The sequence below is a fragment of the Streptomyces sp. NPDC002476 genome, assembly GCF_042889785.1.
Lineage (GTDB): Bacteria > Actinomycetota > Actinomycetes > Streptomycetales > Streptomycetaceae > Streptomyces.
The window spans coordinates 1-14347 of the sequence record NZ_JBIARH010000077.1 but is presented as its reverse complement, the minus strand read 5'-3'; the positions used below and the strand labels follow the sequence as shown (position 1 = coordinate 14347).

At 69.6% G+C, this 14347-nt stretch carries 13 protein-coding genes and 1 riboswitch; of the genes, 2 read left to right on the top strand and 11 right to left on the bottom strand.

All coding sequences use genetic code 11. From position 1 onward, the window contains the following. Window positions 1–317 precede the first annotated feature (317 nt). Window positions 318–524 (top strand): DUF5999 family protein, encoded by a 207-nt coding sequence (locus ACFYXM_RS36190; RefSeq protein WP_351518795.1) that lies wholly within the window; start codon window positions 318–320, stop codon window positions 522–524. 86 nt (window positions 525–610) lie between these two features. Here the strand turns inward: ACFYXM_RS36190 and gcvP are convergent, their stop codons facing one another. Further along, entirely contained in the window at window positions 611–3496 is a 2886-nt protein-coding gene (gene gcvP / locus ACFYXM_RS36185) for an aminomethyl-transferring glycine dehydrogenase (RefSeq protein ID WP_389295999.1), read from the bottom strand. Window positions 3497–3690: 194 nt separating this feature from the next. After that, a riboswitch (glycine riboswitch) is annotated at window positions 3691–3786 on the bottom strand. 113 nt (window positions 3787–3899) lie between these two features. On the opposite strand from gcvP, the gene ACFYXM_RS36180 reads away from it, so the two are divergent. Next, window positions 3900–4268: a PRC-barrel domain-containing protein gene (locus tag ACFYXM_RS36180; RefSeq protein WP_389295998.1), complete on the top strand. Its 369-nt coding sequence runs from the start codon at window positions 3900–3902 to the stop codon at window positions 4266–4268. Here ACFYXM_RS36180 and ACFYXM_RS36175 read toward each other — a convergent pair. From ACFYXM_RS36175 to ACFYXM_RS36130, 10 genes are all read right to left on the bottom strand, one after another. Further along, a complete protein-coding gene (locus tag ACFYXM_RS36175; protein WP_389295996.1) occupies window positions 4193–5653 on the bottom strand; it encodes a DNA polymerase IV in 1461 nt (486 codons plus the stop codon). The genes ACFYXM_RS36180 and ACFYXM_RS36175 overlap by 76 nt on opposite strands. Window positions 5654–5711: 58 nt before the next feature. Continuing rightward, complete coding sequence (locus ACFYXM_RS36170; protein WP_351518802.1) at window positions 5712–6329, bottom strand: MerR family transcriptional regulator; 618 nt, start codon at window positions 6327–6329, stop codon at window positions 5712–5714. A gap of 181 nt (window positions 6330–6510) precedes the next feature. Next, window positions 6511–6984 (bottom strand): bifunctional nuclease family protein, encoded by a 474-nt coding sequence (locus tag ACFYXM_RS36165; RefSeq protein WP_073782726.1) that lies wholly within the window; start codon window positions 6982–6984, stop codon window positions 6511–6513. Window positions 6985–7038: 54 nt separating this feature from the next. After that, window positions 7039–7779: a MerR family transcriptional regulator gene (locus tag ACFYXM_RS36160; protein ID WP_389295993.1), complete on the bottom strand. Its 741-nt coding sequence runs from the start codon at window positions 7777–7779 to the stop codon at window positions 7039–7041. Window positions 7780–7796: 17 nt separating this feature from the next. Then, a complete protein-coding gene (locus ACFYXM_RS36155; RefSeq protein WP_389295991.1) occupies window positions 7797–8585 on the bottom strand; it encodes an FHA domain-containing protein in 789 nt (262 codons plus the stop codon). A 190-nt stretch (window positions 8586–8775) separates the two neighbouring features. Next, window positions 8776–9564, bottom strand: a complete 789-nt coding sequence (locus ACFYXM_RS36150; RefSeq protein WP_389295989.1) for a DUF881 domain-containing protein — start codon at window positions 9562–9564, stop codon at window positions 8776–8778. 5 nt (window positions 9565–9569) lie between these two features. Beyond that, window positions 9570–9902, bottom strand: coding sequence for a small basic family protein (locus ACFYXM_RS36145; protein WP_073782734.1), 333 nt, complete (start codon window positions 9900–9902; stop codon window positions 9570–9572). Beyond that, window positions 9899–10762 (bottom strand): DUF881 domain-containing protein, encoded by an 864-nt coding sequence (locus ACFYXM_RS36140; protein ID WP_389296001.1) that lies wholly within the window; start codon window positions 10760–10762, stop codon window positions 9899–9901. Before ACFYXM_RS36140 ends, ACFYXM_RS36145 begins: the two co-directional genes overlap by 4 nt. A 149-nt stretch (window positions 10763–10911) precedes the next feature. After that, a complete protein-coding gene (locus ACFYXM_RS36135) occupies window positions 10912–13407 on the bottom strand; it encodes a sugar phosphate nucleotidyltransferase (protein ID WP_389295987.1) in 2496 nt (831 codons plus the stop codon). 112 nt (window positions 13408–13519) lie between these two features. Further along, on the bottom strand, window positions 13520–14128 hold the full coding sequence (locus tag ACFYXM_RS36130) for a CDP-alcohol phosphatidyltransferase family protein (protein WP_073782737.1): 609 nt from the start codon (window positions 14126–14128) through the stop codon (window positions 13520–13522). Window positions 14129–14347: the final 219 nt, after the last annotated feature.

Below are 14347 nucleotides of genomic sequence, written 5' to 3'. Positions count from 1 at the left end.
CCGCATACTGGATGTATGCGGACGTTCCGACAACGCGGCGAGGTGCCGCAGCTGTCGTCGCGCGCCCGCCAGGGATTACGGGACAGCCCTTAGCCCGGTCCGACCACCCCGAACCACCCGAAAGGACAGTGCAATTGCGGTGAACCGTCCGGTCGGGTGACGCGTCCTCGGAGTAGACGGAAGTGCTGCCGCGAAATCCCTGCGGAACGGCGCCCGTGGAGCAACACTGGGACCGAACCTATCGATACGGGGGAGCGGCCATGAACACTTCGTCAAGCCGCAGGACATTCACCACGACGCAGCGAAAGAACCCATCCATGTGCCAGCACCAGCCACCCTGCCCCACCGCCGACTCACCCGACCGGGAAGCCGCCCGCCTCGTGGCGCATCACCCGGAGCAGGGCTGGAGCCTGCTGTGCAACGGTGTCCTGCTCTTCGAGGACACCGGTGAGCTGCTCCCGGACGGGCAGATCATCGCCCCTCATCGGCCGCTGGCGGCCGACCGGGTGATGCGGGCCGCCTGAGAGCGGCAGGTACGAACGGGGCCGGCCCGGAGAGATCTCCGCACCGGCCCCGACGGGTGTCCGTGACGTACCCGGACACGGGTGCGTCAGTTGTCGTACTCGTCCAGCGGCGGGCAGGAGCAGACGAGGTTGCGGTCGCCGAAGGCACCGTCGATCCTGCGCACCGGCGGCCAGTACTTGTCGGCGGCCACGACACCGGCCGGGAAGACGGCCTCCTCACGGCTGTAGCCGTGCTTCCACTCGCCGCCCAGCGCCGCGGCGGTGTGCGGTGCGTTGCGCAGCGGGTTGTCGTCCGTGCTCCACTCCCCCGAGGCCACCTTCTCGATCTCTCCGCGAATGGCGATCATCGTGTCGCAGAAGCGGTCGAGTTCCGCGAGGTTCTCGCTCTCGGTCGGCTCGATCATCAGCGTTCCGGCGACCGGGAACGACATGGTCGGCGCGTGGAAGCCGAAATCGATCAGCCGCTTGGCGACGTCGTCGACGCTGACGCCGGTGGCCTTGGAGAGCGGCCGGAGGTCCACGATGCACTCGTGGGCGACCAGGCCCGCCGGACCGCTGTAGAGGATCGGGAAGTGCGGTTCGAGCCGCTTGGCGATGTAGTTGGCGGCGAGCACGGCGACCTGCGTCGCGTGCTTCAGGCCCTCCCCGCCCATCAGGCGGACGTACGCCCAGGAGATGGGCAGGATGCCGGCCGAGCCCCACGGGGCGGCCGAGACCGGTCCGACCCCGGTCGCGGGGCCCGCGGCGGGCTGCAACGGGTGGTTGGGCAGGAACGGCGCGAGGTGCGCGCGCACGCCGACCGGGCCGACACCGGGGCCGCCGCCGCCGTGCGGGATGCAGAAGGTCTTGTGCAGGTTCAGGTGCGAGACGTCGCCGCCGAACCGGCCCGGCTTCGCGAGGCCGACCAGGGCGTTGAGGTTGGCGCCGTCCACGTACACCTGACCACCGGCGTCGTGCACCTCGGCACAGATGTCCGCGACGTGCTCCTCGAACACACCGTGCGTCGACGGGTAGGTGATCATGAGCACGGCGAGCTCGTCGCGGTGCTTCTCGATCTTGGCGCGCAGGTCCTCGACATCGACCTCGCCGTCGTCGGCGGTCTTCACCACGACGACCTTCATGCCCGCCATCACCGCGCTGGCGGCGTTGGTGCCGTGTGCGGAGGAAGGGATGAGACAGACGGTCCGCTGCTCGTCGCCGTTGGCCCGGTGGTAGGCGCGCACGGCCAGCAGGCCCGCGAACTCGCCCTGCGACCCGGCGTTCGGCTGGATGGACACCTTGTCGTAACCGGTGACCTCGGCGAGGCGCTCCTCCAGCTCACGGATGAGGGTGAGGAAGCCCTGCGCCTGCTCGGCCGGGGCGAAGGGGTGCAGCGCACCGAACTCGGGCCAGGTGATCGGCTCCATCTCGGTGGTCGCGTTCAGCTTCATGGTGCAGGAGCCGAGCGGGATCATGCCGCGGTCCAGGGCGTAGTCCCGGTCGGCGAGCCCGCGCAGGTAGCGCAGCATGGCCGTCTCGGAACGGTGCTGGTGGAAGACCGGGTGGGTGAGGAACTCGTCGGCACGCAGCAGGTTCTCGGGCAGCGCGTCGGCGGCGTCGGCGTCCAGCGCGTCGATGTCGCCCTCGGCGCCGAAGGCGGCCCAGACGGCGGCGATCTGCGTACGCGTGGTGGTCTCGTCGCAGGCCACGGAGACCAGGTCCGTGTCGACGAGCCGCAGGTTCACCCCGCCCTCGCGGGCAGCGGCCACGACATCGGCGGCCCTGCCCGGGACGCGTACGGTAAGGGTGTCGAAGTAGCTCTCGGTCACGATCTCGGCACCGGCAGCGCGCAGACCCGCGGCGAGGACCGTCGCGTAGCGGTGGGTGCGCCGGGCGATCAGCCGCAGCCCGTCGGGGCCGTGGTAGACGGCGTACATCCCGGCCATCACGGCGAGCAGCACCTGGGCGGTGCAGATGTTGCTGGTGGCCTTCTCGCGGCGGATGTGCTGCTCGCGGGTCTGCAGGGCCAGCCGGTACGCCTTGTTGCCGTCCGCGTCGACGGAGACGCCGACGAGGCGCCCGGGCAGGCTGCGGGCGAACTTCTCGCGCACGGCCATGTAGCCGGCGTGCGGTCCGCCGAAGCCCATCGGGACGCCGAAGCGCTGCGTGGTACCGACGGCGATGTCGGCGCCCAGCTCGCCCGGCGAGGTGAGCAGCGTGAGGGCCAGCAGGTCTGCGGCGACGGTGACGATCGCACCGAGTTCACGGGCCTGCTCGATGACGCGCCGGGGGTCGCGCACCGCACCGGAGGCACCCGGGTACTGCACCAGGACGCCGAAGACGCCCCGCTCGGCGAGCTCGGCGGGGATGCCGTCGGTGAGATCGGCGACGACGACCTCCACACCGATCGGTTCGGCGCGGGTCTCGACGACCGCGATCGTCTGCGGCAGGGCGTCGGCGTCGACCAGGAAGACGCCGTCCTTGACCTTGCCGACCCGTCGAGAGAGAGCCATCGCCTCGGCGGCCGCGGTGCCCTCGTCGAGCAGGGAGGCGCCGGAGGTGGGCAGCCCCGTGAGGTCGGCGACCATGGTCTGGAAGTTGAGCAGCGCCTCCAGCCGGCCCTGCGAGATCTCCGGCTGGTACGGCGTGTAGGCCGTGTACCAGGCGGGGTTCTCCATGACATTGCGGAGGATCACCGGCGGGGTGAAGGTGCCGTGGTAACCGAGCCCGATCATCGGGGCCAGCACCTGGTTGCGGTCGGCCAGGGCGCGCAGCTCGGCCAGGACCTCGGCCTCGGTGCGGGCACCCGGCAGGGCGAGCGCCTCGGCGCTCTTGATGACATCGGGCACCGCGGCCGCGGTCAGCTCGTCCAGCGATCCGTAACCGACCTGGGCGAGCATCTTCGACTGCGACTCGGCATCGGGACCGATGTGGCGCTGCTCGAACGGAATGCCCTGCTCCAGCTGGGAGAGCGGAGTGCGACGGGGGGTCATGGTGGAGGCCTCCTGGTCTGTCACGACCTGCGAAGGGGCACCGCGGCGCGGATGCCCGAACGGCCTCCCCCTCTGTCATCTCGACCTGAGAGCTTCACCGGCACACCTGCGGCACACCGGCTTTCACCGTCGGTGAGGAAGGGAACCGAACCGGCACGCGGCCGCACGGCACCCGCCCTGCTTTCCAGAGTGACCTCGTCCGTGCGGTACGGGGGCCTGAGAGATTCCGGGGAGGATTTGCTCCTTCGGCGCCTTCGGATCGGTTCCGGAGGCTCTCCCGCACGGGGTCAGCGGCCGTGACCAGCCTACCAGCGGGGTTCGTGGCGGAGCCCTCGAGTGGCCAACCCCCCGATTGTGCCCTTCTGTAGTGCTTGTGGAGTAGCCGCGACCAGTGGGAGGGATCGTGCAGAACGACATCGATCCGCGCAGCCTGATCGGCCGCAAGGCGTTCGACCGCAAGGGAACCAAGATCGGAACCGTGGACGAGGTGTACCTCGACGACGCGACCGGCGTACCCGAGTGGGCGGCCGTGCGCACCGGACTCTTCAGCCGGGACGCGTTCGTCCCGCTGGAACCCAGCGAATTCGTGGAGGACACCCTCCGCGTCCCCTTCGACCGCGCCCTGATCAGGGAAGCGCCCGACTTCGGTGTCGGCCGCCACCTCTCGCCGGAACAGGAGCTTCAGCTGTACCGGCACTACGGCCTCGACTCCTCACCCGGGGGGACCGCCCCGGACAGGGACTTCGGCAGCCTGGCCGGCCAGGAGGAGTAGTCCACCGGATCGCGCACCAGTGGCATCGGATCGGCCGGCCGCAGCTCCGGGTCGTCGGTCCGGAACGTGCGCACCCGGCCGGGCGCCGACCAGGGTTCCTCGAACCGGACCGTCACCCGGCCGAGGCCGCTGCCCTGCACCCAGCCGTGACCGTATGTGTCGTGATGGACGTCGTGGCCGGCGGGCCAGCCCCTGGCCGCGAGCCGTTCGGCGGTCTCCGGTGCCTCCTCGGACGCGCCGGCCGCCGCGCGGTCCGGCTCCCGCCCCTCGTCGGCGCCCGTCTCGGCCGTGTCCCCGGCGGCGGCCCGCTCACCGGCGGCCTGGGCGAACAGGTCCTCCTGGGTGTAGTCGGCGAGACCCGTGACCCCCACCCCCAGGAGCCGTACGCCCCCGGTGGTGTCGACGGCCTCCAGCAGCCGCGCGGCGGCCTCCCGGACCACCGCGGGATCGTCCGTGGGCCCCCGCAGCGTCTCGGACCTCGTGAGCGTGGAGAAGTCGTAGCGCCGCACCTTCAGCACCACCGTGCGCCCTGACCGCCCCGCCCCGCGCAGCCGCCGGACGCACCTGTCGGCCAGCCGCTCCACCTCCGTCCTGACCCGCACCCGGTCGTGCAGGTCCGTGTCGAAGGTGTCCTCGACCGACACCGACTTCGCGTCGCGTTCGGCGACGACGGGCCGGTCGTCGTGCCCGAGAGCCATGCGGTACAGCGAGCCGCCGTGCGCCTTGCCGAGCAGCCGTACGAGCTCCGCCTCCCCCGCCTCGGCCAGGTCGTCGACCGTCGTCATCCCGGCCCGCCGCAGATGATCGGCCGTCGCGGGCCCGACGCCGGGCAGGATCCGCACGGACTTGGGCGCGAGCAGCGCCCGTTCCGTCCCCGGCTCGATGAGCCGCAGACCGTTCGGTTTCGCCTCCTCCGACGCGATCTTGGCCAGCATCTTGGAACCCGCGAGCCCGACCGAGCCGGTGAGCCCGGTGACGGCCTCGATGACCGCGCGCAGCTCCTTGCCGACCGCCAGCGCGGAGGCCGTGTCGTCGGCCACCCCACCGGCTTCCAGGTCGACGAACGCCTCGTCCAGGCTGAGCGGCTCCACCAGTGGGGAGAGCCGCCCCAGCAACTCCATCACCTGATCGCTGACCACCCGGTACAGATGGAAGCGCGGCACCAGATAGGCCGCGTTGGGCGCCAGACGCCGCGCCTGCGCCATGGGCATCGCCGAGTGCACCCCGAAGTGCCGGGCCTCGTACGACGCGGTGGCGACGACTCCGCGCGGCCCCAGACCGCCCACCACGACCGGTTTGCCGCGCAGGCTGGGCTTCGCCGCCTGCTCCGCGGAGGCGTAGAAGGCATCCATGTCGAGATGCAGGATGGTGGGCGCGGCTCTCACATCTTCCGATGCTGCCCCATGGCACTGACAATCGCCGTGCCCCGGTTCCCCGGCGCGTTCATCCGGCGCGGTTGCGCCGACGTGCCAGTTCGTCCGTGGGATTGTTCCCGATCAGCGTCTCGCCGGTGTCCACCCGCTCGCCGTGCAGCTGCGACAGGGCGGCGTCCACGTCGTGCCACACCACGCCCACGGCAATCCCGAAGACCCCCTGGCCCCCCTGGAGCAGGTCGACGACCTGGTCGGGCGAGGAGCACTCGTAGACCGTCGCCCCGTCGCTCATCAGCGTCATCCGCTCCAGGTCCTGGAATCCCCGGGCCCGCAGGTGCTGCACCGTGGTGCGGATGTTCTGGAGGGCGACGCCCGTGTCCAGGAAGCGCTTGACGATCTTCAGCAGGACGACGTCCCGGAAGCTGTAGAGCCGCTGCGTGCCCGATCCGTACGCAGGGCGCACGCTCGGCTCGACCAGGCCCGTGCGCGCCCAGTAGTCGAGCTGCCTGTACGTGATCCCCGCGGCCGCGCAGGCCGTCGGCCCCCTGTAGCCGATGTCGTCGGCCGATGTCACTCCGCCCCCCGCCACCACAGTCGGTTTCACCGATTGCCCGATGGTGCGGCCGGCCGTACTCCCCTGCTGCGGATACGGCCCACCGACTGCCGTACCGTCGCCGCTGCTTCTCACGCCGACCTCCGTCCTTGACCTGCCACCTCGAAGGTAGGCAGTCACTCGGGGTGCGTCAACGATCGCCACACTCGGCACGCCGAGTGATAATCACCCTGAGGGTGGTTTCCCTGCCGTGCGAGCGGGAAAGGCTTGTCGGATGCGCTGTCGGCGTCCCCTCGGACGGGTCACTGCCTGACGGCTACTGGCTGCTGCTGCCGAAGTCCTCCGGTGAGATCTGGTCGAGGAACTCGCGGAACTTCTCCACCTCGTCCTCCTGCTCGTCCGGAATGGCGATGCCCGCGTCGTCGAGCACGCCGTCGCTGCCGTAGATCGGCGTTCCCGTCCGCAGAGCGAGAGCTATGGCGTCGGAGGGGCGTGCGCTCACCTCGACCCCGCTGGCGAAGACCAGCTCCGCGTAGAAGACCCCCTCCCTCAGATCCGTGATGCGGACCTCGGTCAGCTCCTGACCGACGGCCTGGAGCACATCCTTGAAGAGGTCGTGTGTCAGGGGCCTGGCCGGAGCCATGCCTTGCTGGGCGAACGCGATCGCGGTCGCCTCACCAGGACCGATCCAGATGGGGAGGAACCGGTCGCCTCCCACTTCACGCAGGAGCACGATCGGTTGATTGGAGGGCATCTCCACCCGGACACCCACAACGTCGAGCTCGTTCACACAGCAACCCTAGGACGTGCTCGGCAGGTTTGGGTAGTCGGGGCGGCGACGCGATCAGTGGAGGCGCACCCTGAGAGCGGTCTGCACCAGGGCGGAATGGAGCCGTACGGACAGCTCCGCGAGTTCTCGCGCGGTGGCCTCCGCGTGGGCTCTGGTCTGCGGATTCCGGTGACGGCGCAGGGGGGCGACGACCTGCTCGATGAGCCCGGCCTCACGGTCCGCCGCCGCCCGCATGGCACGCAGGTGACGCGGTTCCAGACCGAATCGGCCCAGATCCGCCACAAGCTTTGCCACGGTCACCATCTCGGCGTCGTAGCCGCCCTCGGCGGTGGGGGTGACCAGTCCGTACGACTCCCACTCGGCCAGGTCGCTCTCGGTGACCTCCGCGGCAGCGAGCAGCTCCGCACGGCCGATCCGGGGCGCCGTCGCCCGGAAGGGCTGCGCGTCCGCGCCCGCGTCGACCGGATCCTTCAGGCTGCCGGTGGGCAGCGCGGGCCGTTCGCCGCGGCCGAGCGCGTCCAGATGCTCGCGGATGACCTTCAGCGGGAGGTAGTGGTCCCGCTGCATGCGGAGGACCTGTGCCAGGCGCTCCACATCGGCCGCGCGGAACTTGCGGTAACCGGAGGGGGTCCGCTGCGGTTCGACGAGACCCTCGGCCTCCAGGAAGCGGATCTTGGAGATCGTGACCTCGGGAAACTCGTCGCGCAGCCGCAGGAGCACCGTGCCGATGCTCATCGGACGGTCTTCGGCCGTGGCGGTGCCGTGACCGGCACCGCCCGTCGGTGTTCTCAGCATGGACCTTCCCTGACGGGTCAGATGCCCCGCTGGCTCGCGTAGAAGACCAGCCGGTACTTGCCGATCTGCACTTCGTCACCGTTCGACAGAGCGACGGAATCGATGGGCTCACGGTTGACGTAGGTGCCGTTGAGGCTGCCGACGTCACTGACCGTGAAGCTGCCGTCGGGGTTCCGGCGGAATTCCACGTGCCGACGCGACACGGTCACGTCGTCGAGGAAGATGTCGCTCTGCGGATGGCGGCCGGCCGTGGTCAGCTCACCGTCCAGCAGGAAGCGGCTCCCGGAGTTCGGACCGCGCCGCACCACGAGGAGCGCCGAGCCGACCGGAAGAGCCTCGACAGCAGCCTGTGCCTCGGGCGAGAGGGACGGCAGGGCCGTCTGCCCGGTGGTCTCCGCGTCGTACGCCTCCAGACCGGAGATGGAGATGGTCGACGTCGTCTCCGAGGCACGCTCGGGAATTCCGCCCCTCAGCGGCGCGCCGCAGTAGGAGCAGAAGCGACTGTCCTCGGTGTTGCGGTGGCCGCACCTCGTGCAGACCGGCATGGACGAACCCTCCTGCCCCGGGCCGACCCCTCCACCCGTACCCGAGTTCGACGGTGCCCCGAAACCTATGCGGCCGGCACCGGCGGGGTCAACGGACGACGCGCCGGAGGCGCCCGCGGCGCCGCTGCCCGGACCGGACGTCTCATCGCGGAAGAGCGGGCGCTGCGAGCCCGCCTCGTCCGCCTGGCCGTGGCGCGGTGCGCGATGACGGGCAGCCTCGTCGCGAGCGCTCTTGCCGAACAACTTCCCAAACAACTTCACGGGCGATTCCCCTTGACCGAAATAGACCCGCCCGTGGGGCAGGACGAACCCTGAACGAACACACCTGCCGACCCGGACAACTTCACAACGTCCGTATCCACTCGACAGTTTCCACCACGCACCACCATGACGGTGCGGCGACCCCCCGCAACCTCCCGCCCGTGTTGCTCGACCCTTCCGTACCGCGGCCTCACGGGGATGACGACCGAGCGTAGTCAGGCCGCTGCGCCGGTCGCAAGACGTCCACGACGATGTCGTCGACCTGTTCCACATGCACCGTGGCCTGCTCCTTCTCCAGTGTCTGCACCACACCGCCGGGGATGTTGAGCGCGGGTTCCAGGTCCTGGGGCTTCCCGATCACCTTGAACACATACGGTGCGGTGATCTTACGGCCGTCGACCTTGACATTGCCGCCATCACCGGAGAAGTACGTGTTGGCCACCACTCTGACCCCGTTGACCTCGATCGCCTCGGCACCCGCCGCGCGCAGCTCCTGGAGCGCGTCGAGCAGCATGTCCGCCTTCACCCCGTTGCCGGGATCGTCGACAGTGAGAGTGATCCCGGGCCCGTGGGCGGCCACGGTACCCGCGAGGACGCCGAGTTGCCGTTCCTTCTCGACGGTCTGTCTGCGGGCCTCCTCGGCCTGGTCGGAGCTGTTCTCCAGTTCCGTGCGCTGGGCCTCGAGCCCCTGCTTCTCGTCCTCCAGGCGCTGCGTGCGGTCGTCCAGCTCGTCGAGGATGCGCACGAGGTCCTCCTGGCGGGCCCCGCGCAGCGCGCTGTTGTCGCTGGTGGAACGCACCTGGATGGCCAGCCCCAGGCCGAGGACGAACAACAGGAGCGCGACGACGAGTTGGGCGCGCGTCACCCGCGGGGGCCACAGTCCGGCGATGAGCCGCTGGCGCCCCGTGAGCTCCGGGGTGGTGTCGTCGGGCCGCTCGGCGGCCGGTTCGCTGTTCTCGGGGGTCTCTGCGTCGCTCATCGGCGTCAGGCCCGGAAGACGTGCCGGCGGATGGCCGCGGCGTTGGAGAAGATCCGGATCCCGAGCACGACCACCACGCCGGTGGAGAGCTGGGCCCCGACGCCCAGCTTGTCGCCCAGGAACACGATCAGCGCGGCCACCACGACGTTCGACAGGAACGAGACGACGAAGACCTTGTCGACGAAGATGCCGTCCAGCATGGCCCGCAGCCCACCGAAGACGGCGTCGAGCGCGGCGACGACGGCGATCGGAAGGTAGGGCTCGACCACCGCCGGCACTTCGGGCCGGACCAACAGCCCGACCACGACTCCCAAGACGAGGCCCAGTACGGCGATCACGGTGTGCCCTTCTCTGCGTCTGCCGCACCACTGCCGGTGTCTGCGGCCCGGTAAGGCTGTGCTGTTCGTACGATCAGGCTGGGGGCGACCGGGAGGCTCACCTTCTCCTGGACGGACATGCTGGTCCGGATGTCGAAGGTGTCCTTGAGCGCCTGCAGGTACTGACCGTCGTCGCTGTCCCTGAACGCGGCACCGAGCGGCTTCCCGTCCCCCACCGCCAGCACCGTGTACGGCGGCACGAGCGGTCTGTTGTCGACCAGTATGGCGTCACCGGCGGCGCGGATCGCCGACAGGGCCGTCAGTCGCTGTCCGTTGATCGCGATCGCCTCGGCGCCGGACTGCCACAGGCCGTTGACGACCCGCTGGAGGTCCCGGTCGCGGACGCGCCCGGTGTCGGAGAAGCTGCTGCTCCCCCGGGGGCCGCCGCCTCCCGCGTCGGCTTCCTTCGCATCGTCGACCACGAGCTTCACGCCGGGCCCCCGCACGGGTGTCGCCCCGGCGAGCAGTGCCACCAGCTCCCCCTGGTCCCCGCCATGCTTCTCCAGCGCCTTGCGCTGGCGTCTGCTCACGTCTTCCCGAAGTCCGTCCACCTGGGACTCGAGGGAGTCGGCCGCCTTCGTCTCGCCGTCGATGCGGTCGATGAGCTCCTCGCGTTCCTTGGCGAGGACGGGGGCCGAGACACGCGCCTGCGCGGCGCCGAGCGTGACGACCAGAGCGGCGAGCACCAGGCAGGCGGCGAGGCCGAGCTTCGATCTGAGCCTGCGGGGCATGCCCGCGGCCCCGTCGGCCCTGCGACGCGCCGACGCCTCGGCGTACCCGTCGTCCAGGCTGTGGTCCATCACGTTGGTCAGCAGCGACATGGACGCGTCGGGACGCGCGGGGATACTCCGATCGGGGGTCTGCTGCGGCATGCCGCACATCGTCGCACGGCTCCGCCGCTACCGCCGAATGGGCCCATCGGTGTGGCCTGCGGCGCCCGGGAGCGCCCCGGGCACACCGGTGGGTCCCCTCAGTGACCTGCGCTCTCCACGACCCCCGCCCACTCGTCCAGCAGGGCCTGCGCGGACGCGTCGTCGGGCCCCTCGGCCCACAGATGGGTGACGGCCTCGGCAGGGTCGGGCAGCACCATCACCCATCGCCCGTCGGCCTCGACGACCCGCACGCCGTCCGTCGTGTCGACGCTGCGCTCCCCCGCCGCCTCGACGACCCGCCGCATGACCATGCCCTTGACGGCCCAGGGCGTGGCCAGATCGCGGCGCAGGACGTGGGCGCGCGGGATCCGGGCGTCGATCCGGCTGAGGGTGAGCTGGGTCCTGGCGACGAGCCCTAGCAGTCTCACAAAGGCCGCAGAACCGTCGAAGACACTGCTGAACTCGGGAACGATGAAGCCGCCGCGGCCGTCTCCCCCGAAGATGGTGCCCTCCTCGCGTCCCACGCGGGTCAGGTCGTCGGGCGACGTCGTCGTCCATTCGACCTGTGTCCCGTGGTACGCCGCGACCTGTTCGGCGACCCGTGTGGTGGTCACCGGCAGCGCCACGCGCCCGCTGCGCCTCTCGGCCGCGACGAGGTCGAGCATCACCAGGAGTGCCCGGTCGTCCTCGACGATCCTGCCCTTCTCGTCGACGAGGGAGAGCCGTTCGCCGACGGGGTCGAACCGCACGCCGAACGCGGCCCCCGCCGAGGAGACGATCTCGCCCAGCCGCACCAGGCCGGCACGCCGGGTGTCGGCGGACTCGGTGGGCCGCGATTCGTCGAGGCCCGGGTTGATGGTCAGCGCGTCCACGCCGAGCCGCCCCAGCAGGCTGGGCAGGACGAGCCCGGCGCTGCCGTTGGACGCGTCGACGACGACCTTCAGCCCGGCGTCCGCGATCCCCGTGGTGTCCACGTTGCGCAGCAGGGATCCGGTGTACGAGTCGAAGACACTGGACGGGAAGTGCAGGTCCCCGATCTCGCCGGGGAAGGCGCGACGGTATTCCTGACGGGCGTAGACCCGGTCCAGTTTCCGTTGCCGGGCCTGGGACAGGTCCGCACCCCGCTCGTCGAAGAACATGATGTCGACCGAGTCGGGCACGCCGGGGGACGTACGGATCATGATCCCGCCGGCGCTGCCCCGCGCGGTCTGCTGGCGGGCGACGGGCATCGGTACGTTCTCCAGGTCCCGTACGTCGATGGCGCTGGCCTGGAGCGCCGAGATCACCGCACGCTTCAGCGCCCGGGCGCCGCGGGAGTGATCGCGCGCCGTGGTGACCGTCGAACCCTTCTTGAGGGTGGTGGCATAGGCACCGGCGAGCCGGACCGCCAGTTCCGGGGTGATCTCGACGTTCAGAATCCCTGAAACACCCCGGGCTCCGAAGAGATGTGCCTGACCGCGCGATTCCCAGATCACCGAGGTGTTGACGAACGCCCCGGCCTCGATGGTCTTGAAGGGGTAGACGCGGACATTGCCCTGAATGATCGATTCCTCGCCGATCAGGCACTCGTCCCCGATGACGGCCCCGTCCTCGATCCGGGCGGCCCGCATGACGTCGGTGTTCTTGCCGATCACGCATCCGCGCAAATTGCTGTGCTGGCCGATGTAGACGTTGTCGTGGACAACGGCCTTGTGCAGGAAGGCGCCGCTCTTGACGACGACGTTGGACCCGATGACCGTGTGCTCGCGAATTTCCGCTCCGGCTTCGATCTTCGCGTAGTCCCCGATGTAGAGGGGGCCGCGGAGTACCGCGTCGGGGTGCACCTCGGCGCCTTCGGCCACCCAGACGCCCGGTGAGATCTCGAAGCCGTCGATCTCGACGTCGACCTTGCGTTCCAGGACGTCGGCCTGGGCCTTGACGTAGCTCTCATGGGTGCCGACGTCTTCCCAGTAGCCCTCGGCGACGTAGCCGTAAATGGGCTTGCCTTCCTTCATGAGCTGCGGGAAGACGTCGCCGGACCAGTCCACGGAGACATCGGCCTCGACGTAGTCGAATACCTCGGGCTCCATGACGTAAATGCCCGTGTTGACGGTGTCCGAGAAGACCTGACCCCAAGTGGGCTTCTCCAGGAAGCGCTCGACCTGGCCCGCCTCGTCCACGATCGTGATCCCGAATTCCAGAGGGTTCGGGACCCTGGTCAGGCACACCGTCACCAGCCCGCCCTTCTCCTTGTGGAAGGCGATGAGATCGGTGAGGTCGAAGTCGGTGAGCGCGTCACCGGAAATGACGAGGAAGGTGTCGTCCTTCAGCGCCTCCTCGGCGTTCTTCACGCTTCCGGCGGTGCCGAGCGGTTTCTCCTCGTTGGCGTAACTGAGCTCCATCCCGAGCTCTTCGCCGTCCCCGAAGTAGTTCTTGACCAGTGAGGCGAGGAATTGGACGGTGACGACGGTTTCGTTGAGCCCGTGCCGCTTCAGCAGCCGCAGCACATGCTCCATGATCGGTCGATTGGCGACCGGGAGGAGCGGCTTGGGCATGCTCGAGGTCATGGGGCGAAGGCGCGTGCCTTCGCCACCAGCCATCACGACGGCCTTCATGTCGGAATCGTCCTCCTTGAAGAGACGACGGTCTGGCCGACTTCGCCCGTCGGGGCACTGTTCGGGGTACGAGCGGGGGCCGGCCACACTGCGCGGCGCCGCTTCAACGAGCTCAATCGGCTGTTGCGTCCGCCTTGACGAGTCGGCGGACCTGAACGACGTAGAGGATGCCTGCCCACCAGTAGAGCGTTGTACCCCAACCTGCGAACGCCCATCCGAAAATTGCGGCCAGCGATGCCAGCCAACCACTTCCGTCGCTGAGCAGCAACAAGGGGAACGCGTACATCAGGTTGAACGTGGCAGCCTTGCCGAGGAAGTTCACCTGGGGCGGCGGGTAGCCGTGGCGGCGGAGGATCCCCACCATCACGAGGAGCATCAGCTCACGCGCCAGCAGTACCGCGGTGAGCCAGAGCGGCAGGATCTCCCGCCAGGTCAGGCCGACGAGGGTCGAGAGGATGTAAAGGCGGTCCGCGGCGGGGTCCAGGAGCCGGCCGAGGCTGCTGATCTGGTTCCAGCGCCGGGCGAGCTTGCCGTCGAGGTAGTCGCTGATGCCGCTCAGCATCAGGACGAGGAGGGCCCAGCCGTCGCTCTGCGGGCCGCCGAACACGGGGCGGAGAATCAGCCACAGGAAGAGCGGGACGCCGACAAGGCGAGCCATGCTGAGGATGTTGGGGATGGTGAGTACCCGGTCCGTCTGAACCCGAGTCTCCTGGACCTCCACCCGGGGGCCTCCTGTGAAGAACGTACGAATGATGCCCCCTGACTTTACCCGCAGCCACCTCATGCGGGTGCACGGGGGTGACGCGGCCGTCTCCCGTGAGGGGCCGGCCCTGCAAAAAAAGAGGAAGCCCCGCACCACAAGGGTGCGGGGCTTCCCCACAAAAACTGTTCGGCGGCGACCTACTCTCCCACAGGGTCCCCCCTGCAGTACCATCGGCGC

Bases quoted from the DNA above. Each gene is read 5' to 3' on its own strand.
- ACFYXM_RS36190 (WP_351518795.1), top strand. From the start codon at position 318: ATGTGCCAGCACCAGCCACCCTGCCCCACCGCCGACTCACCCGACCGG.
- gcvP (WP_389295999.1), bottom strand. From the start codon at position 3,496: ATGACCCCCCGTCGCACTCCGCTCTCCCAGCTGGAGCAGGGCATTCCG.
- ACFYXM_RS36160 (WP_389295993.1), bottom strand. From the start codon at position 7,779: ATGCTGAGAACACCGACGGGCGGTGCCGGTCACGGCACCGCCACGGCC.
- ACFYXM_RS36150 (WP_389295989.1), bottom strand. From the start codon at position 9,564: ATGAGCGACGCAGAGACCCCCGAGAACAGCGAACCGGCCGCCGAGCGG.
- ACFYXM_RS36140 (WP_389296001.1), bottom strand. From the start codon at position 10,762: ATGTCGCTGCTGACCAACGTGATGGACCACAGCCTGGACGACGGGTAC.
- ACFYXM_RS36135 (WP_389295987.1), bottom strand. From the start codon at position 13,407: ATGAAGGCCGTCGTGATGGCTGGTGGCGAAGGCACGCGCCTTCGCCCC.